Below are 20,078 nucleotides of genomic sequence, written 5' to 3' on the forward strand. Positions count from 1 at the left end.
CACCGGCGAGGCGCTCGGTGGGTTAAGCCTCCAACGGGTTAGAACTGCCAGTCCAGCGACAGGCCCACGCCATGGGTTTTGTCGCGGGCGCCGAGCAAGCCGTTGTAGTCCAGGTTGAGCTTGGCGTCCTTGCTCAGGGCAAGGCTGGCGCGGGCGCCGACCACCGCTGCGTTGCGGTCCATGGCCACGCTCTGCACGGCATAGGTGTTGACCCCGCTGGCGAACGCCAGGTGCTCGTCGGCGGAGGTGTCGCTCAGGTTGTGCTGCCAGCCCAATGTGCCGGCCACATCGAGCTTTTGCGAGTCAGTGAGGTTGAACCGGGTACCAGCGCGCACGCCGAGCGTCGAAAGCACGGTGTCGCGGCTGTCGTCGCCGCCCTTGAGCGCGGTGGCGCCGCCTTTTTCGTTGAAGCTGTCGCTGGCCAGGTGCACGTATGCCAGGTTGGCGAAGGGCTCCACCGCAACCGGTGCCAGGTTCAAGCGGTAGGCCGCTTCGCCGAAAGCCTGGGTGGACTGCGCGTCACGCTTGACCTTTTGCCGGTCGCTGAACACGCCGAACTGCAGGTCACGCTTCACGTCGATGCGGTGCCAGCTGTGGGAGGCGCCGGCGGTCAGGCGCAGGGCGCCCTGTTCATGCCCGAGGTAAGCGCCCAGGTGGTAGCTGTCCGCCGATGCCCGCGAGTGGGTGTCATCGCCCAGGCCCAGGGAGGTATCGCTATAGCCGGCCAGTGCCCCGAGGCGGGTGTGATCACTGATCAGGCCATCCACGCCGGCGAGCAACCCGCCCAAGGATGACGTGGCGCTGGCGCTGTCGCTACTACCCTTGTTGCTGCCCCAGGCACCCAGCGCCTTGACCCACACGTTGTTGTCCTCGCTCCCCGGTGCGGGCTGTTCGTACAGCCCCTCCAGGCGCAGGCGATCGCTGACGGCATCCCGCAGCTGGCGGCTGTCGTTGATCAATTGCGTAGCGATGGCCGGGTGCACCTCGCCGGATAACTGCGTGTACGCCTGGCGCGCGGAGGTGGCGCTGTCGCTGAGCAGCACGCTTTCATAGACCGCATTGCCGGCGCCCAACTGCTCGGCGGCCACGGCCACGTTGCGCTGGTTGCGGGTCTGCGCGGCGCTGGCGAAGCTGTCGGCATTGCGCTGCACCGCCAGGCTCAGGCCGGAGCCGGTGTAAGCCAGGTTGCCGGTAAGGAAGGCATAGTTGGCCAGCACCGCGCCGAACTGGCCCTGCACGCCTCCAGCGGCTTGCAACACGCTGAACTGCTGGCCGAGCACGCTGCTCGCCTGGCTGCGGCTGAGCAGCGTGGCGTTGTTTTCCAAGGTCATCGCCAGGTTGGCGCCGCTGATGGTCGCCGTGCCGCCCACCAGGGTGCGGTCGCTGCCGGAGGGCGACACCTCCACGGCGTAGGTCGAACCCGGGGCCAAGGTGAAGTTGCCGGCCACATTCAGCGTGCCGATGGAGTTGCCCGGGGCCACGGTGCCGCCCGCGTTGGCGGTGAGCGAAGCAATGCTGCCGGTGCCGCCGAGCATACCGCTGTCGTTCACGGTCACGGCCGAGGCCAGCGAGCCATTGACCGCCAGGCGCCCCTGGTTGACCAGGGTGGGGCCGCTGTAGCTGTTGGCGCCGGTCAGCACCAGGGTGCCGATGCCTTGCTTGGTCAGGCCGCCATGCCCGGAGATCGCGTTGCTCCACACGTCCAGCCCGCATTGGGGACCGCTGCAGGTGCGCTGCGTTGGCTTGCCGGCATCGACCACCGCGCCCACGCCCGGAAGGTCGACCACGAACTGGCTGTCGCCATAAGCGCCGCTGATACGAAACTGAGCCGGGATGTCCGCCTCGGTCACCAACATGCTGGGGCCGTTGATCGCCTTGCCGAGGTTGATCATGCCCCAGCCATAGAGCTCGTCGATGCCTGCGGCGCCGAGGTCGGTGGCGGTGGTGCGCAGCACGCTGGCCACCTGCGCGCCGCTCATGTACGGGAAACGCTCCATCAGCACCGCCAGGCTGCCTGCCACATGCGGCGCGGCCATGGAGGTGCCGCTTTTGTTGGCCCAGCCCACGGTCAGGTCCGCCGTGCTGGTGCCGTTGAATACCGAGCTGTAGATCCGCGTGCCCGGGGCCGAGACGCAGAAGCTCGAGGTGTAGCCGCAGCGTGACGAGAACACGCTCAACGTATAGGGGGTGGCCGCGGCCGTGGCCGGGTCCGGGTTCTGTTGCAGGGCGGCCACGGTCACCCAGTTGGGTGCGATGTCTGGAACGAAATACCCCAGCCCGGCGATGGCGTCGGGGTTGTTGAGGTTGTAGTCGTTGCCCGCGGCGAACACGGTCAACACGCCGCTGCGTGCCGCGTCGATGGCTCCTTGGTAGGCGCCGCCTGCGCGGGTGCCGAGGATCTGGCGGATCTGGTCGAACTGCAGTTGGGCGTCTTGCACGGTGAAGTGCGGATAGGCCGGATCGCGGCCGCCCTGGTCGAAGCGGTCGGTGATGCCGATGCCCCAGCTGTTGTTGATGATGCGCGCGCCGCTGCTGACCAGCGCGTTCCAGCCCGCCTGGTAGACCGCGCCGTCGTTGCCCAGGACGATGCCGTCCTCAGGGCCCGGGTCACCGTTGTCGGCGCTGATGATCTGCGCGTTGAACGCTACACCGTGCATCGGCCCGCCGTCGCGATCACCGGCGGCGATGCCGGCTACGTGCGTGCCGTGGTTACCGAACTTGCCGCTCGAGTCGATGCTCGGCGAGCCGTCGTAGCGGAACGGGTCGCCAGCGTGCACTGGGATGTAGGGGTCGGTGTACTCGCGGATGCCGCTGGTGACCAGGGTAGTCACCTTGCCGTTGCTGGAGAACTCCGGATGCGCCGCATACACCGGTTGGTCGAAGATCCCCAGCTTCACGCCCTTGCCGGTGTACCCGCCGGCGTAGGCCTGGTCGGCGTTGATCGCGCCCAGCCCCCATTCGGCGGCGAACTCGGGGCTGCGCCAGCTGGCGGCGTCGCCGGCCTGCCCGGCTTCCACGTAGGGGGCGGCCTGGGCGGCGCCGCCGAGATAACAGGCCCCCAGGGAGCACGCCAGGGCGCTGCGGTTGAGGGCGCGCCCAATGGCCTGGCGCAGGGGTTTGACAGAGGGCTGTCGGGTGCTGAACACATCTTTCATGAAGCTACCGTCCTTAGTTAACGCACACAAAACTCCGCGCGCATGCGGTCGCATGCGCGTTGTTCTTTCGAGGGAAGAGGGGTGGCTCAGAACTTCAGGTTGAAGCTCAGGCCTGCGCCATGGTTTTTCTCGCGGCCGGCCAACTGCCCGGCGTAATCGAGGCTCACCGAGGCTTCCCGGCTCAGTGCCAGGCTGGCATGGGCGCCGACCAGTGCCGCATCGCGGAGCAGCGGCGAGCTGTCGACGCCGAAGGTGCCGCCGCCGGAGGCGAAGGCCAGGTGCTGCTCGGCCTCGGTGTCGCTCAAGTTGTGCTGCCAGCCGAGGCTGCCGGAGAGGTCGAGCTTTTGCCGGTCGCTGACGGCGACGGTTTTCAGGGCCCGCAGGCCAAGGGTGCCGAGCACCGCCTCACGGGTGTCGTTGGCGCTGGCCAGGGCCGCGGCATCACCTTTCTCGCGGAAGCTGTCCGTGCCCAGGTGTACATAGGCGAGGCTGGCGAAGGGTTCTAGGGCTGCCGCTTGCAAGGGCAGGCGATAGGCGGCTTCGCCGAACACCTGTGCCGTTTGCGCGTCGTGTTTGGTTTTCTCGCGGCCCGTGGCACCGCCGATCCGCACATCGCGCTGGGCATCGATGCGATGCCAGCTATAGGCGCCACCCAGCGTGAGGCGCAGCGGGCCCAGGTCGTGGCCGGCATAGGCGCCCAGGTGGTAGCTGTCTACCGAGGCCCGCGAATGAGTGCCGGCGCCCATGTTCAAGCCGCTGTCGCTGTAGCCCGCCATCAACCCCAGGCGGGTGTCATCGGTGAGGTTGCCATCCACCCCCGCCAGCAGCCCGCCCAGCGAAGAGGTGTAGGCGGCGGTGTCGTTGCGCGAGTCGGTTTTGCCCCAGGCCCCCAGGCCCTTGAGCCACACGTGGTCCTGGTCGCGAATGCGGGTATCGGTGCCGGCCACACCCGTGGCCAGGCGCTCGCCCACCGCGTCGCGCAATGCTCGGGCGTCGTTGATCAGCACCGAGCCAATGGCCGGGTAGACCTCGCCGGTGAGGCTCTGGAAGCTATCGCGGGCGGCCACTGCGCTGGGGGCCAGCAAGAGGTTTTCATACACCGCATTGCCGCCGCCCAGCTGCTCGGCGGCTGCCGCGACCGCAGCCTGGTTAGGGGTGTGTGCAGCGCTGCCGAACGCTGCCGTGCGTTCCAGGTTCAGGGTGATACCGTTGGCCCCGTAGCCTAGCCGGCCACCGATGAAGGCGAAGCTGGACAGCACCGCGCCGAACTGGCCGTTGATGCCGCTGCCGGCCTGCAAGACGTCGAGCTGGCGCGCCAGCAGGCTTTGCCCCGGCGCCGCGCTCAGGGCGACAACGCTGTTATCGGGCGCCAGGGCGAGGTTGGCGCCGGTCACTGTGGCACTGCCGGTAGCGACCAGGCGATCGCTGCCGGTGGGCGACACTTCCACCGCATAGGTCGAGCCTGGCTCGAGGGTGAGATTACCGTTGACGTGCAATGTGCCGACGGAATTGCCCGGTGCCACGATGCTGCCGCTGTGCGCGGTCAGCCCGCCCACCAGGCCATTGCCGCCCAAGGTGCCCCCTGCATTGACCTGCACGGCCGAGGTGACCGAACCGTTGACCGAAAGCACTCCGCCGTTGACCAGCGTGCCCCCACGGTAGGTGTTGGCGCCTTCGAGCACCAACCGGCCAGCGCCCGACTTGACCAGGGTGCCTTGGTACTGGCGCTGGGCAGCGGCGGCGGCGCGTGCGGTGCCGATGGCGTAATCGGTCTGGTCCTGCTGGCTGGCTGTATTCGGCAGGCCGTTCTGCCAGCTTCGGCTGACCAGCGTTTGCTGCCAGGCGGCCTGCTCCGCGCTGTCTTCGGCCTGACGCTGGATCAGCGCCTGGTCGGAGATGTCGTTGCTCCACACATCGCCTTGGCCGGCGCCGAGGTTGGCGTCGAAGGTGCCCAACAATTGCCCGGGGCCGTGCAGCGCCAGCGAAAGGTTGGCCACACCCCAGCCTACGACCGTGTTCGGTGCCTGGGTCACCGAGCCGTCGAGCTGGGTCGCGGTGGTCAGCAGCACCTGCAAGGCTTGCTCGTTGTTCATGTAGGGATAGCGCTCCATTACCAACGCCAAGGCAGCGGTGGCGTGGGGCGCGGCCATGGAGGTGCCGGACTTGAGCGCGTAGCCGCCACCGGGCACCGTGCTGTTGATCAGCCGCCCCGGCGTGGTGATGCACCAGTACTTGGCATACCCGCACTGGTTGTAGCGCTGGCCGTTGTCGCTATCCAGGCCTGAGGCGGCCAGCCAATGGCCTTCCAGGTCGGGTTGGAAATACGGCAATGAGGCGCGCACGCTGGCGTTGGGGTAGCCGGTATTGCCGGCGCTGAAGACGTTGACCACGCCGCGGCGCGACACGGCCGCCGCTTCATCCAGCCAGGTGCCGCGGTTGTAGTGTTGGGCGTAGGCGGCGTGCAGGTCGTTGAGGGTGGCATAGCTCACATCGGGCGGCTGGCTGCCCCAGCTGTTGTTGATGGCGCGAACCCCGGCGTCGGCCAAGGCGCCATACGCCGCACGAAAATACAGCGGGTCTGGGTTGGGCCCGAAGAGGAAGCTGTCGTTCTGGTTGGTGTTGGCGACGTAGATCTGCGCGTTGAACGCAACGCCATGCATGCCCACGCCGTCGCGCGCCGCGCCCATCGTGCCGGTCACGTGGGTGCCGTGGCTGTCGTTGTTCGGGTTGATGGCACCGGTGGTGCTGAAGGCCGAACCGTCCACGTAGCTGCCACTGACGGTAAGCGCGTGGTAGCGCGACGGGGTGGCCTCGGGATGGGTAGGGTCGAACCCGGAGTCCAGGGCGCCGATGCGGATACCGGCCCCGGTAATGCCCGCGGCATAGGCTTGGTCGGCCTGGATGCGGGCCAGGCCCCAATCGCTTTGGAACTCCGCCGAGCGCCAGCTGGCGGGATCACCCAACTTCCCTTGTTCGATGTAATCAGCGTGAGCTGAACAGCCAAGGGTAATTAACAATGCACTGAGCGAACCCTTCGCTACTGGCTTTAAGTAATAACGGACAGCACTAAGGGTATTCGACTTTCGCATCCCTGCACACCTGTTAACTGTTGGCTCTTCTTTGAGCGAAGTAGGACCATAGTCCCCACTTAAACATTTGGCAAATAGTTTGTGTCAGGGATGATACAGGGCGTCAAGAACGCATTCGTCAGATATTAGTTGAGAGTTTGAACTTGTAAGTTAATGATTTATTGGCTAATTTTTCTTAAGTTAGCGATATTTAACGGCAAAGTAATGGCTATTTAATTCCAGGCAGCATAATAAACCGTACCGGTTAGGCCGTTTTTCCAGTGTGCTCGAGAAGGCGCTAGAGTGCGGGGGTTATTGCGTATGAGCGGGCTAGTTAGGAAAGCCGAGGGCAAGCCCTGCTGTCGGGGGGCGGCTTTTAACCCTGGCTATTAGGTTAAGCCCGAGCCGGGATTGTTCGAATCAGATAATAGGGCAAGGTAAGCGCCGATGCGGCCTCAGCGCGGAGGCCGCACGGCTTGCAGGCTTATTGCTCGTTCAAGCAGCGCACCCGATAAACCCCCGCCGTGACTTCAATGCCGTGGGTATCGTGGGCGAAGCCTGGGAACTCGCGGTCGAAGCGTTCCAGCGCCTTCAGGTAGCTGAGGAAGGGGCCGTCGGCGGGGCCGGCATTTTCGCCCGGCATCAGCAAGGGTATGCCTGGCGGGTAAGGCACCACTCCGGTGGCTACGGTGCGGTTGGCCGCCTCGTCGAGGGTCAGCAGTTCGCCTTCGCCGCGCACCAATCGCTCGTAGGCCTGGACGGGGCTGAGCCGCGCCTCCGGCAGTTGGCCGAACGCATGCGCCATTGCCGAGGCGGTGCCCTGTTCGCGCATGCCGGTAAAAATCGCCTGGCAGAGGTCGCGCAAGCCCATCTGGCCATAACGCTCCTGGTTGCCGCGCACCAGGTCCGGCAGGCACAGCTCCAGGTGCAGGTTCTCGTCGTAGTCGCGCTTGAAGTCCAGCAGGCCGTTGACCAGCGTGCCCCATTTGCCCTTGGTGATGCCGATGGAAAACAGGAACAGCAGGGTGAAGTCCGTGGTTTTCTCCACCACGATGCCCAGCTCGCCCAGGTAGGCACTGACTACGCAGGCGGGAATGCCGAACTCACCGAGGCTACCGTCCTCACCCATGCCAGGGGTGAGCACCGAGACTTTTATCGGGTCGAGCAGGCAATAGTCGTCTTCGAGTTCGCCAAAGCCGTGCCAAGCTTCCCCTGGGTGCAGCACCCAATGTTCCGGTTGGGTGCGTAGCAGCATAGGGTCGGCGTCGTGGAACGCCACCGCCTGTCCATAGATCGTCACCTGGGTGGGCTGCCAGCAGCTGAAGAACCACTGATCCTGCGCGGCGAGGTCCGCCTGCATGCGCGAGATCACCTGGCGGAAGGCCACGGCTTCCTCGATGGATTCGTTGGTGAGGATCTGCCCGTTGGGGGCCTCCATCATCGCCGAGCTCACATCGCACGAGGCCATGATCGCGTAGTTGGGCGAGGTGGACGCATGCATCATGAAAGACTCGTTGAAGCGGCCATGCTCGATGGCGTTGCGCCCGTCGCGCACGTGGATCATCGACGCCTGTGACAGCGCCGCGAGCAGCTTGTGGGTGGACTGGGTGGCGAACACCGTCGGGCCGTTCGGGTCGTGGGCCGCCGGGTCGCCGTGCATGGCGAAGCGGTCCCGGTACAGCGGGTTGAAGCGCGCGTAGCCATACCAGGCCTCGTCGAAGTGCAGGCGGTCCACGCTCTGGCCGAGCAGCTGCTCCACCCGACGCACCTGATAGCACAGGCCATCGTAGGTGGAGTTGGTGATGATCGCGTGCACCGGCGCAGGGTCGATGGCCTCGGTGACCAGCGGGTTGGCGGCAATGCTGGCGCGCACTGCCTCGGCCGTGAGCGCGGCAGGCGGGATCGGGCCGATGATGCCGTAGCGGTTGCGCAGCGGCAGCAGGTACGTGGGGATCGCTCCGGACAACGTCATCGCATGCTCGGCAGACTTATGGCAGTTCCGGTCGCACAGCGCCACTTGGTTGCGGGTCACGCTGGCCATGAGGATGACCCGGTTGGAGGTGGAAGAACCGTTGGTCACGTAGTAACTGCGGTGGGCACCGAACACCTTGGCGGCATAGCGTTCGCCCTGGCCGATCGGCCCGCTGTGGTCGAGCAGCGAGCCCAGTTCGCCCACTGAGATGGACAGGTCCGAGCGCAGCAGGTTTTCCCCGAAGTATTCATAAAACGCCCGCCCGGCGGTGCTCTTGAGGAAGGCCGTGCCGCCGGCATGGCCTGGGGTGTGCCAGGAGTACTCGTACTCGCGCGAGAACTTTAGCAGGGCGCTGAACATCGGCGGCAACACCGCCTGCCGGTAACGCTCGATGGCCGCCAGGATGCGCCCGCTGAGGAAGGCGCTGGTGTCTTCCGGCAGCCAGATGAAGTCGTCGGCATGTTGCATCACCACCAGCGGTACGTTGCTGGCGGTGCTGCGGTCACTGATCAGGAACACCGGCACCCGGGTGTTGCGCTCGCGCAGGCTTTTGAGCAACGCGATGCAGGCGCGGTGGTTGTCGCTGGTGTCCATGCCCCAGTTCAGCAGCAGGCACTGGATAGCGGGGTCCGCGCGGAGGATGGCACCGGCGTCTGCCAGGGATTCAGACAGCAGCACACTGATGTCGCGGGCTTCCACGTCGGCGATCAGTTGGCCGAGTGCGCGGCCGAACACCGTCCGTTTGTCTGGCGCTGCGCTGACCAGCAGCGCGAGCATGCCAAGGCTGCGTTTGTTGTCGTTCATAGGGGTCCTTATCGAATCGGGGCGGCGCTACGGGCAGGGTCGTGGCTGGCGCTGGTGCATTGCACCGGAACCTGAAACACCCCTTTGGCCTCGAGCCGCATCAGGCGGTTGTTGACGAAACCGAACAGCGTGTAGCCGAAGATCGTCGCCAGGCCGCCCATCATCAGCGCCTGCTCGCCTGAGCTGTACAGCGCCAGGTAGCTGTACGCCGCGGCCAGCCAGGCCACCAGGTTAGTGATCAGCGCCTTGCGCGGCGGGACCTCGCAAACCTTTTGCAGGGTCATGAGCGCGGCCATGGAAAGAATGTACGGCACCAGGTTAGTCACCACTGCCAGGTTTACCAGCACGTCGAACTGCTTGGAAAGGTCCGGGCTGATGGTCAGCAGCGCCATCGCCGTTTGCACCGCGAGCAGAATGAGCATGCCAATGATCGGCGTTCCGGCGGCATTCACCCGGCTGAACACCGGCAGAAAGTAGCCGGTGTCCGCCGAGCTTTTGAACACCTGGGCGATGGTGAACTGCCAGCCGAGCAGCGACCCTACGCAGGCCAAAACCATCGCGGCCATCACCAGGTTGCCGACCATTGGGTTGAACATCTGCGCGAACACCAGGCCGAACGGCGCCGTGGACGCGGCCAAGGTTGGGTTGTCGATGATGCCGGCCACCACGTTGGTTGAAACGATGTAGACCACCGCGGCGCCCAAAGTGCCGCCCAGCACTGCGATCGGCACGTTGCGCTCGGGGTTTTCCACGGCGTCGGTGTTGGCGCAGGCGGACTCAAGGCCGAGAAATGCCCACAGGGTGATCGACACCGATGCCCCGGCGGCGTCGAACCAAGGCATTTGGTGCGGGTTCCAGCCGGCGGCATAGACGTCGGCCTTGAACCAGAACCAGCCGACGGTGGACACCACCACCACCGGCGCGATCACTCCCCAAACGGTGATCGCGCCGATGCGCCCGGTAATGCGGGTGCCGCCGAAGTTGGCGAAGGTCGTCAGCCACAGCAGGCCGATGGTACAGAGAGTGATCTGCACGGCGCTGAGGGTGACACCCAGCAGCACCTGGATATACCCCACCGCGGTGACGCCAATGGCCACGTTGGCGATCAGCAGTGACAGGCCGTAGGTGTAGTTGGTCAGGTAGTTGCCCCCTTTACCGAAGGTGTATTCGGCGTAGCCGCCCATGCCGCCGCTTTTGCGGCTGAGCATGCCGCAGCGGGCAAAGGCATAGGCCAGGGCAAGCGAGCCGATGGCCGTTACCAACCAGGAAAGAATGGAGATAGCCCCAACCTGGGCGAGCTTGGCGGGCAGCATGACGATTCCCGAGCCCAACATGTTCACTGCGGTGAGCAAGGTCAGCTGAACCACGCTCATTTTTTGTGCTTGCGCCATCGACCATTCCTTTTAGGGAAATGGTTCGTTATAGCCCACGCCGCAGGCACGAAGGTTGACGCCGGTCAGGTTCGTGCAAGTTCGGTCAATAGGGGTAGCGCGTAAAACCCATTGAAAAAGCCCCGTAATCGGTTGATATACGAGGCTTTTTATTTGGCGAGATCGGAATTATTCGCGCTGCAGCAGATAGCTGTTCTCGAACCCGTACACGCAGCCGAGCACATGGAAGCCCTTAAAGTAACCACCAGCCCGCAACAGGTCGACCGCCGGGCCTACTTCCGGGGAGTGTTCGAAGTCCCGGTAGTCGTCGAACACCACGAACCCACCGGACACCACCTTGGGTGCGTAGAGCAGGAAATCGAGCAGCACGTTGCGCCCTTCGTGCCCCCCGTCGATGTGCAACAGGGCGATCTCCGACGAGAAGCTGTAGAACCGCTCGGCACAGAGTTCCGAATAGCCCCTGAGAATGTGCGCATCGGGGAACAGTTCGGTCTTGTAGTGGCACAGTTCTTCGAACTGGTTAGGCAGCACAAAGGGATCGATACCGATCACACGGCGCTGGTGGTTGCAGATTTCGTTCATCAGCACCAAGGATTTGCCCTTCCACACGCCAATCTCCACCACGTCGCCCGGAACCTGTTCGATCAGCAAGCAGAGATAACCCAGCAGGCGCACATGATCATGGAACGACAGCTCGCGGCGCCGCATCGCCTGGTCGGCCGGCAACGTCGCCTGCGCCTGTTCGAAATGCTCCCCGATCAGGTCCCAGACTTGCGAGATATGGCTGTTCAATTCCGGGTTGCCGATGAAGGCATTGAGCTCGTTTAGAGTAATCATGTGTGTTCTGACCGCCTGAAATGGAGAAGGGCGCCTGCAATGCATTCGGCCGAGGATGCACCTCGAAACGAACCTGGCTACTTGAAAAAGTAACCCGCATAACGCCCACCCGCAACTTGGCGACCGTTCGGCTAGCCGTTAAGCATTTTCATCGCCGCCTCGCTATAGCGTTCTCCCGCCACGGCATCGGCCGAGCCGAAGATCGCATCCAGCTGGGCCAGCTCCGCGGCGTCCAGGGTCACAGTGGCAGCCGCGACGTTGCTTTCCAGGTACTTGCGCTGCTTGGTGCCGGGGATCGGGATGATGTGCTCGCCTTGGGCCAGCACCCACGCCAGCGCCAGTTGCGAGGCGCTGATGCCCTTGTTGCTCGCCAGTTCTTTAACCTTCTCTACCAGTGCCAGGTTGCGCGTGAAGTTCTCGCCCTGGAAGCGCGGGCTGAAGCGGCGATAGTCATCCGCGGCGAAGTCCTCCGGAGTACGCAGCTCACCGGTAAGAAAGCCTCGGCCCAGCGGGCTGTAGGCAACGAAGGCGATGCCCAGGCGGCGGCAGGTAGCCAACACGGCGTTATGTTCCGGATCGCGTGACCAGAGCGAATATTCGCTCTGCACCGCTGCCAGCGGATGCACCGCATGGGCTCTTTCGATGGTGGCCGCGCTTGCCTCGGAGATCCCGATGTGGCGCACCTTGCCAGCCTTGACCAATTCAGCCATGGCGCCGATGGTGTCTTCGATCGGCACATTAGGGTCGATACGGTGCTGGTAGTACAGGTCCAGGTAGTCGGTATCGAGCCGCTGCAGGCTGCCCTCGATGGCTTCACGGATGTACTCCGGGCGCCCGTTCACCCCGCGGGCATGCGGGTCGCTGCCACGAACGATGCCGAACTTGCTGGCCAGGTAGAGCTGCCCACGCTTGCCCTTGAGCGCACGCCCCAGCAGGGCTTCGTTGGTATAGGGGCCATACATGTCGGCGGTGTCGAACAGCGTCACCCCCAGCTCGAGCGCGCGGTGCAGCGTAGCGATCGCTTCCTGTTCGTCGACGCCGGTGGTGTAGAAGTCCGACATGCCCATGCAGCCCAGGCCGATGGCGGATACCTGCGGGCCCTGCTGGCCCAATTGGCGGGTGATCATGTTCGTGCCTCCCTTTTCTGAATGTGAAGGCAGTGTCCTGCAACGCCGTTTCTGGATAAACCGGCGGTTTTTGTTTTAACTATTCGCCCTATCTAAATAATGAGCCCGCGCGATGGACCGATTCCAGGCAATGCAGGTGTTCAGCCGCATCGTCGAGCTGGGCGGTTTTGGCAAGGCCGCCGATGACCTGGGCCTGCCCCGCGCCAGCGTGACCCTGGCGATCCAGCAGCTGGAGGCGCACTTGGGCGTGCAATTGCTGCAACGCACCACCCGCCAGGTACGGGCCACGCTCGACGGCGAGGCGTATTACCAGCGTTGCCGGCAGCTGCTCGACGACGTGGACGAGCTCGAAGGTTCTCTGTCCGTGCAGCGGGGCCGGCCACGCGGAACCTTGCGGGTAGACATGCCTGCCACCTTCGGCTGCACCTGGCTATTGCCGCGGCTGCCTGAGTTCTATCGCCGCTATCCGGAGCTGCAGCTGGACATCGCCTTTAACGACCGCCAGGTCCATCTGCAGCGCGAGGGCGCCGATTGCGCCATCCGCGCCGGCAACCTGGTAGACCTGGCCCTGGCGGCGCGGCCGATCGTGCGGATGCGCCAGGTCACCTGCGCCAGCCCTGGCTACTTGGCGGAGGCCGGCCTGCCACGGCGGCTGGAAGACCTCGCCAGCCACCGCGCGGTGAATTTTCCCTCCAGCAGCGGGCGGTTCTTCGGCTTTGAGTTCGAAGTGGGCGGGCAGGTGCGTGATCTTCAGCTGCCGGGGGTGCTCGCGGTCAACAGTGCGGACGCTTACGTGACAGCCTGCGAGGCGGGGTTCGGCCTGGTGCAGGTGCCGTGCTACCACGTGCAGCGGCAACTGGCCGCCGGCACGCTGGTCGAAGTTCTGCCCCAGCATCCCGTGCCGGCCTGGCCGGTGTTCGCGGTCTACCCGCCGCACCGGCAACTGTCGTCCCGGGTGCGGGTGTTTATCGACTGGGTGATCGAAGTGCTGCACGGCCTGGCCGAAGCGCAGCCGCACCTGATGATCAAGGCGTAGGTTGGCTATGAAATTGACGGCTGAAGGGTTGGTCGGGTTAGCGATGGCCAATCCAATGAACGCGGAAATCGCCGCACGCCTGCCTTCGCTGCGTCTAGAGCAGTGTTGGCTCACCGCAGGGTGTCTGTTCCAGGCCGTGTGGAATCACTGTTCGGGCCTGCCACCGGAATGGGGCGTGAAGGATTACGATGTCTTCTATTTCGATGACGATCTGTCCTGGGAGGCCGAGAATGAAGTGATAACGTCGGCTCAGCACCTCTTTCATGACTTGAAGGTCGACATCGAGATCAGGAACCAGGCCCGCGTCCATCTGTGGTATAGCCACCGGTTTGGCAAGCCTTATCCTCAGCTTCGCGCCGCGACAGACGGGATTGATCGTTATTTGATCGCCGGCACCTGTATCGGGTTATCCCCGGATACAGGTGAAGTCTACGCCCCTTATGGTTTCGCCGACGTGGAGCAAGGGGTGCTTCGTATCAATGAAAAAAACCCCCACCCGGATTTATTTCAGCACAAGGCCAGGCATTATCAGGCTCGTTGGCCTTGGCTGAAGATCATTGACCCGGCCGTTACCCCAGCAACCTAGGGGCCTGAGCGGTTAAATCCGCAGCCTACTGCGCAGCCCTATCACTCGCCGCTGCCCTTCAGGAACGGCAACAGCTGTTCCAGCACTTCGGCAGGCGACTGCTCCGGTTGGAGGTGGCCGCCCGCGATCGCCTTGCCCCTTACGTCCGGTGCCCACTGCCGCCAGAGGTCGAGCGGGGTTTGGGCGCTTTTGCTTGATTGCGGCCATAGCACCAGCACCGGGCATTGCAGCTGGTCCGCGGCGGCGCGGTTCGCCGCGTCGTGGTCCAGGTCTTCCTCGGCGGCGCTTCGGTAGTCCTCGCACATGGCGTGGCGCACGTTGGGGTCACGAAATGCCTTCACGTAAGCCTCCACCACGGCGGGCTCGAGGTTGTGCAACCCGCCGGCCATCCTGCCCAGCGTGCTCAGGATAAAGGCGTCCGGGGCGGCGGCCAGCAGCCGCTCGGGCAGGTCGAAGGGCTGGGCCAGAAAGAACCAATGAAAGTTCGCCAGGCCGTAAGCCATGTCCACCGCCTGCCAGGCATCCAGGGTGGGCGCCACGGTCAGCGACGCATAGCGCTCCACGCAGCCGGGGTAGTCCAGCGCCAGCCGGTAGCCGGCGCGCGCGCCGCGGTCATGCCCGACCACGCTGAAACGCGTAAAACCTAACTGCTCCATCAGCTGAGCCAGCGCCGTCGCCACCCGCCGTTTGCTCCAGCGCGGCTGGCTGCCGTGCGTTTTGCTGGCGCCGTAACCGGGCAGGTCTGGGGCGATGACCGTGAACTGCCGGGCCAGCACCGGGGCGATATGGCGCCACGTGAGGTGGGTTTGCGGGTAACCGTGCAGCAAGAGCACGGGCGGGCCGGCGCCGCCCAGCACGCCTTCGAACGCCACCTCGCCGGTGTCGATCCGCAGCGCCGAAAAACCGGGGAACAGCTCATCGATATCAGCAGTCATCAGGCATCTCCGTCACCGCGCTGCGGCGGCCTCGATAAAGGTCGCCAGGTCACGATTGAAGCGATCGGCTTCTTCGATAAAGGGCGCGTGCCCGGCATTAGCGTAAAGCAGCGTCTTGGCCCTGGGGTTGAGCGCCAGCGCGCGTGCGATCGCCGGCCTGGCCTGCACTAACGCATCCTGCCCGCCGTACAGCAACAGCAGCGGCACCTTGACCCCGCCCAAGCCGCGAGCAGCATCCACGCTCATGGCCTGCACCGAGCGCTGCATGTCCCAGGAGGCCATCGCGGCATTGGCGAGCAATCGTTCGAAGGTGCGGCTGTCTGGCGGGGTGTGGAAGCACAACGCAAGGAAGGCGCGAATGGCGTCCAGGTGGATGTTCAGGTCCGTGGAGGTCAGGTCGCGGTACACCTGCGGGTGCGCCACGATCTGCTCTGGCTTTAATTCGATCACTCCGTCCACGTAGACCGCGCCGGCGAGCTGGCCATCGCCGTACTTGGCCAGGTAGTTGGAGATTACGGCTGCGCCCAGAGACCAACCCACCAGCACGGGCTTTTCAACCTTGGCGGCCTGCATTACCGCCTGTAGGTCGTCGGCCCAGCGATTGCCCTCGGTGTAGGCTTCGGCGCTCGTGGGTTTGCCGGAAAGGCCGTGGCCGCGCAGGTCGTAGGTGATCATCCGGTAGCGCGCTAGTAGCGGGCTTTGAATTTGGGCGTTCCAGTTCAAATGACTGCCCAGCAGCCCGTGGACGAACACGATGGCCGCGCCCTGCGGGTTGCCGCTTTCCTCGACGGCGAGGGCAACGCCATCTGGCGCAGTGACCGTGTAGCGCTTGCCATCGGCCTGGGCGGGGGCCATGGCGGCCAGCAAAGCGGCTGAAATGAACAGGGCATAGAGGCTTCGTAAAAGGGCAGGGTAGGTCACGACAGGGGCTCCAGGGTGGGTAACGGCCTGAAGCTTGAACCCTCACGCCAGTGTGAGAGTCAAGCACAAACAGCCGTGCCCGATTTCACTCCGCAGCAGGTGACCCGCATGACCACCCCAGCCCCACCACTCACATTGAGCATCGGCGAGCTCGCCAAACGCACCGGTGCCAGCGTGCGTTCGATCCGCCACTACGATGATCAGGGCCTGCTCGCCTCCAACCGAACCGGCAATGGCTACCGGGCGTTTCCCGAATCCGCCGTGAGCCAGGTCCGGCAGATCCAGCGCCTGATCGCTACCGGCTTCAGCCTCTCGGACATCCGTAGCTTTCCAGACTGCATGCGTATGATCGAAGGGGCCATGGCCTGCCCCGAAACCTCCGCCGCGCAAAAGAGCCGCCTGGCCTCTATCGAGCAGCAGATCAGCGACCTCGAACGACGTCGCGCGCGGTTGCTGGAGATGTTGGCCGAAGGGGGATAGGCGCCGCGCGCTGCGCCGGTCTGTGTCTGTGTGGGGCTGGGCGCTGCCCGGGAATTCAGCAACCGCACCCCCCAGCCGGCCTAGGCGCGGCCCGCTATCAGCTCGCGGGAACGCCGTTCTCCCAAGCGCTCCAGTTGCCGATGATGTCCTTCACCAACGGCTCGCCGGTGCGGTAGAGGTTCTCCAGTGCCGGCACGAAGCCGCCCTGGTCCGCGTACTTGAGCAGGTTGTCGACTTCGCTGTACCCGGGGTATGGCCGGTCGAAGTCCGAGCCGGCGCGCAGCACGGCCACCCGGTTGATGTCCACGCGGCCCAGGCGGCTGGCGCGGCGCAGGGCTTCGTAGGTGGAGTTGTCTTCCTGCTGGGTGGTGCAGTATTGGCCCTTGCCGTCGGTCAATAGCTTGGTCCATACCTCGGCGCGCTCGCTCAGGCGTGTGCCGGAGAACCAGGTGTTGCCAGCGGCGGTGTCGCAACGGGTCACCACCGGCGGCTGGTTGGCTGGGGCGTGGGGATAGTGCTTGCGCCAGGCCGTGGATTCTGCGCTTTCGCTCAAGGCCACGTGCTGCGACAGGGCATAGGCCTTGGCTTGCAGCGCAGGGTTGAGCTCGAACACCTCCGTTTTGTAGTCCAGTGGCGGCTTCTGGTTCGGGCCTTGGGTATTGATGCCGATATAGCCGGTGGGCCAGCTTTTGGGGGCATCGCGTGGGTCCAGCTCCCATTGGGTGCCGAACTCGACCAGATAGTGCGCCCAGGCGGCGGTGCCGATAGTGCCCAGCTTGGGGTTGATCCCGGCGATGCCGGCCACCACGAAGTAGGTCTTGCGCAGGTCGAACTGCGGCGCCAGGGCCAGTGCCAGGGTCGAGGCGGTGGCGTTGGTCTGGCCCATGCCGGTGGTCATCAAGCACACCTGCTGGTCATTGCAATGCACCGCCGGGTAGTCATCAGACAGCCCCGGTACCGCAACGTCGTGAGTCAGCTGCAGGCGGTCGATCCAGTTCTTCGCCTCCGGGCCGAACATGGCGATCAGCATCACCTTGGGCTGCATCGGCGCGCCCTCGGCGGCGTGCGCCAACGGGCTGAGCGCGCTGCCCAGGGCCAGGCAGGCGGAGAGTGTGTAGCGGTTGATCGGGGTCATCGGGTCTCTGCTCCTTGAGAGAGGTAGGGGTTAAACCAATTGCTGATGAATCAGGGGCGCCGGCACTACCGGCTCGGGCCCCAGGCGATAGGCCGCGCGCAAGGTGTTGGCGGCGTCTTCGGCGCTGGCCTGGCTGGCGGCATGCACCCAGCCCAGCGGGCGTTGTTCGCCGACCGGCTCCCCGGGCAGGGCCAGGTCGCTGAAGCCCACGGCGAGGTCGAGGGTGTCCGCGGGATGGCGGCGGCCGCCGCCCAGGGCTACCACGGCCATGCCGACGCTGCGGGTGTCCACGCCGGTTACGTAACCGCTGGCCTGCGCCCACACCGCGAACCGGATCGGTGCCTGCGGCAAGTAATGCCCGGCGCGCTCGCACAGGTCTGGGGGCCCGCCCAACGCGGTGACCATGCGGCCGAAGCGCTGCAACGCCGCGCCGCTGCGCCAGGCTTGTAACAGTTGTTCGCGAGCCTGTGCCTCGTTCGTTGCCTGGCCCGCCATCAGCAATGCCTGCTCGGCCAGGGCCAGGGTCACCTGCCAGAGGCGCTCACTGCGCACCTCCCCTTGGAGCAGGGCAACGGCTTCGGCCACCTCCAGCGCATTGCCAGCGCTGCGTGCCAAGGGCTGGTTCATGTCGGTGACCAGGGCGCGGGTCTGCACCCCGGCGCCCTTGGCCACGTCGACGATGCTTTGCGCCAGGGCCTGGGCTTGCGCCGCGCTTGGCATGAACGCACCGTTGCCGGTTTTCACGTCCATCACCAGCACCTGCACGCCAGCGGCGAGCTTCTTGGCAAGGATGGAGGCGGTGATCAGGTCGATGGACTCGACCGTGGCGGTGACGTCGCGTATGGCATACAAGCGTTTGTCCGCGGGGGCGAGGCGGGCGGTCTGGCCGACGATGGCGCAGCCGACGTCGGCGACGATCTCGCGCAGCCGTTCGACGCTGGGGCTGCAATCGTAGCCGGGGATGCTTTCGAGCTTGTCCAGGGTGCCGCCGGTATGGCCGAGCCCACGCCCGGAGATGATCGGTACGTAACAGCCGCATGCCGCCAGCAAGGGCGCCAGCACCAGGCTGACGAAGTCTCCCACGCCGCCGGTGGAGTGTTTGTCCACCACCGGGCCCGGCACCGCCCATTGCAACACCTCGCCGGAATCGCGCATGGCCAGCGTGAGCGCGGTGCGTTCATCGACCTGCATGCCTTTGAGCACCACCGCCATGGCGAACGCGGCCACTTGCGCATCCACCAGGCTGCCGTCGGCGATACCGGCGACGAAGCGGCGGATGTCGTCGCTGTCCAGCACTTGCCCGTCGCGTTTGCGGCGGATCACTTCCTGGGCCATCCACATGGGGGCACCTCCGGTTCAAAGCGATATGAAGAAGCCGACGATGGCTGCGCTCATCAGGTTCGAAAGCGTGCCGCCGACCATGGCGCGAAAGCCCAGCCGGGCCAGTTCGTGGCGCCGCTGGGGGGCGATGCCGCTCAAGCCGGCCAGCTGCACGGCAATCGATGACAGGTTGGCGAAACCACACAAGGCGAAGGTCACGATGACCTGGGTGTGTGCCGACAGCAGCGGTACGTTGGCCTGGGCAGCGCGCTCGGCGGTGAGGTAATTGCCTAGGTCGGCGTAGGCCACGAATTCATTGAGCACCAGCTTCTGGCCGATGAAACCGCCCGCTAGCACGCATTCATTCCAGGGCACGCCGAGGATGAACGCCACCGGCGCCAGCAGGTATCCCAGCACCAGTTGCAGCGTGAGTTGCGGGAAACCCACCCAGTGACCGGCCCAGCCCAGCAGGCCATTGATGAGCGCGATCAGGCCGATGAACGCCAGCAACATCGCACCAACTGCCATGGCCAGGCGCAGCCCGACCTGGGCGCCTTCGGCCGCGGCGTCGAGGATGTTGGCAGGCTTGCTTTGCTTGTCGTCGAGCACCGCCAGTGCCTCGGCTTCCACTACCTGCTCGGTCTCCGGCTCCATCAGCTTGGCCATCAACAAGGCGCCGGGCGCGGACATGAAACACGCTGCGATCAGGTACCTGAGGTCGACCCCCAGGCCGGCATAACCCAGCAGCACGGAGCCGGCGACCGCGGCGAAGCCGCCGACCATCACCGCGAACAGTTCCGAGCGGGTCATCTGCGCAATGAACGGGCGCACCACCAGGGGCACTTCCGACTGCCCGACGAACACCGCCGACGCCACCACCATGGATTCGACCCGGCTGGTGCGCAGGGTGAGGTGAAGGAAGCCGCCGACCACACGGATGATCCAGCCCATCACGCCGATGTAGTACATCACCGAAATGAAACTGCCGAAGAACACCAGGATCGGCAGCACCTTGATCGCGAACACGAAGCCGCCGCTACCGAACACCTCGAACATGTGCGGCGAGCCGAGGCCGCCGAACATGAATTCGATGCCCTTGTTGGCATATGCCTGCAGCGACGATACCGCCCCGGCCAGCTCGGCCAGCACGCTCTGGCCCCAAGGCACGTAGAGGGCGAAGGCGCCGATCGCCACCTGAATGACGAACGCGCCGGTGACCGTACGCCATTGAATGGCGCGGCGCCGGGCGGACAGTGCCAGCGCGATCAGGATAAGCACCACAATGCCAAGCAGGCTGATCATAGAAAGGGT

General features: G+C 65.0%; 14 protein-coding genes. 3 read left to right on the forward strand and 11 right to left on the reverse strand.

The genetic code is table 11. The features are described from left to right. Positions 1–38 precede the first annotated feature (38 nt). The 6 genes from OGL93_RS14520 to OGL93_RS14545 all read right to left on the reverse strand — a co-directional run bounded on the left by OGL93_RS14520 (position 39) and on the right by OGL93_RS14545 (position 12,354). Positions 39–3,155 (reverse strand): autotransporter serine protease, encoded by a 3,117-nt coding sequence (locus tag OGL93_RS14520; RefSeq protein ID WP_263263433.1) that lies wholly within the window; start codon positions 3,153–3,155, stop codon positions 39–41. A gap of 86 nt (positions 3,156–3,241) precedes the next feature. Further along, positions 3,242–6,244: an autotransporter serine protease gene (locus OGL93_RS14525; protein ID WP_263263435.1), complete on the reverse strand. Its 3,003-nt coding sequence runs from the start codon at positions 6,242–6,244 to the stop codon at positions 3,242–3,244. A 463-nt stretch (positions 6,245–6,707) separates the two neighbouring features. Next, positions 6,708–8,999, reverse strand: a complete 2,292-nt coding sequence (locus OGL93_RS14530; RefSeq protein WP_263263437.1) for an Orn/Lys/Arg decarboxylase N-terminal domain-containing protein — start codon at positions 8,997–8,999, stop codon at positions 6,708–6,710. An 8-nt stretch (positions 9,000–9,007) separates the two neighbouring features. Then, positions 9,008–10,390 carry a putrescine-ornithine antiporter gene (gene potE, locus OGL93_RS14535; protein WP_263263439.1) on the reverse strand — a complete coding sequence of 461 codons (1,383 nt, stop codon included), beginning with the start codon at positions 10,388–10,390 and terminating at the stop codon, positions 9,008–9,010. Between the two features lie 168 nt (positions 10,391–10,558). After that, complete coding sequence (locus OGL93_RS14540; protein WP_263263441.1) at positions 10,559–11,227, reverse strand: class I SAM-dependent methyltransferase; 669 nt, start codon at positions 11,225–11,227, stop codon at positions 10,559–10,561. Positions 11,228–11,358: 131 nt separating this feature from the next. Next, complete coding sequence (locus tag OGL93_RS14545; protein ID WP_263263442.1) at positions 11,359–12,354, reverse strand: aldo/keto reductase; 996 nt, start codon at positions 12,352–12,354, stop codon at positions 11,359–11,361. 112 nt (positions 12,355–12,466) lie between these two features. On the opposite strand from OGL93_RS14545, the gene OGL93_RS14550 reads away from it, so the two are divergent. Beyond that, positions 12,467–13,390, forward strand: a complete 924-nt coding sequence (locus OGL93_RS14550; protein WP_263263444.1) for a LysR family transcriptional regulator — start codon at positions 12,467–12,469, stop codon at positions 13,388–13,390. 7 nt (positions 13,391–13,397) lie between these two features. Then, a complete protein-coding gene (locus tag OGL93_RS14555; protein ID WP_263263446.1) occupies positions 13,398–13,976 on the forward strand; it encodes a nucleotidyltransferase family protein in 579 nt (192 codons plus the stop codon). 41 nt (positions 13,977–14,017) lie between these two features. Here OGL93_RS14555 and OGL93_RS14560 read toward each other — a convergent pair whose 3' ends face one another. Together OGL93_RS14560 and OGL93_RS14565 are read right to left on the reverse strand one after the other, a co-directional pair. Continuing rightward, on the reverse strand, positions 14,018–14,911 hold the full coding sequence (locus OGL93_RS14560) for an alpha/beta hydrolase (protein ID WP_263263448.1): 894 nt from the start codon (positions 14,909–14,911) through the stop codon (positions 14,018–14,020). Between the two features lie 12 nt (positions 14,912–14,923). Beyond that, complete coding sequence (locus OGL93_RS14565; protein ID WP_263263495.1) at positions 14,924–15,796, reverse strand: alpha/beta hydrolase; 873 nt, start codon at positions 15,794–15,796, stop codon at positions 14,924–14,926. Positions 15,797–15,940: 144 nt separating this feature from the next. Between OGL93_RS14565 and OGL93_RS14570 the strand changes: the two genes are divergently transcribed. Further along, a complete protein-coding gene (locus tag OGL93_RS14570) occupies positions 15,941–16,312 on the forward strand; it encodes a MerR family transcriptional regulator (RefSeq protein WP_263263450.1) in 372 nt (123 codons plus the stop codon). A gap of 97 nt (positions 16,313–16,409) precedes the next feature. On the opposite strand, the gene OGL93_RS14575 is transcribed toward OGL93_RS14570, so the two are convergent. From OGL93_RS14575 to OGL93_RS14585, 3 genes are read right to left on the reverse strand one after another with little or no spacing between them, the layout of a single operon-like run. Further along, the gene (locus OGL93_RS14575; RefSeq protein ID WP_263263452.1) at positions 16,410–17,447 is read right to left on the reverse strand and encodes a purine nucleoside permease; all 1,038 of its coding nucleotides are present in this window, start codon (positions 17,445–17,447) and stop codon (positions 16,410–16,412) included. 30 nt (positions 17,448–17,477) lie between these two features. Further along, on the reverse strand, positions 17,478–18,788 hold the full coding sequence (deoA, locus tag OGL93_RS14580; protein WP_263263454.1) for a thymidine phosphorylase: 1,311 nt from the start codon (positions 18,786–18,788) through the stop codon (positions 17,478–17,480). Between the two features lie 15 nt (positions 18,789–18,803). Further along, positions 18,804–20,069, reverse strand: coding sequence for a NupC/NupG family nucleoside CNT transporter (locus tag OGL93_RS14585; protein ID WP_263263455.1), 1,266 nt, complete (start codon positions 20,067–20,069; stop codon positions 18,804–18,806). Between the last annotated feature and the right edge of the window lie 9 nt (positions 20,070–20,078).

This window comes from Pseudomonas sp. RIT-PI-S, assembly GCF_025642975.1.
GTDB lineage: Bacteria > Pseudomonadota > Gammaproteobacteria > Pseudomonadales > Pseudomonadaceae > Aquipseudomonas.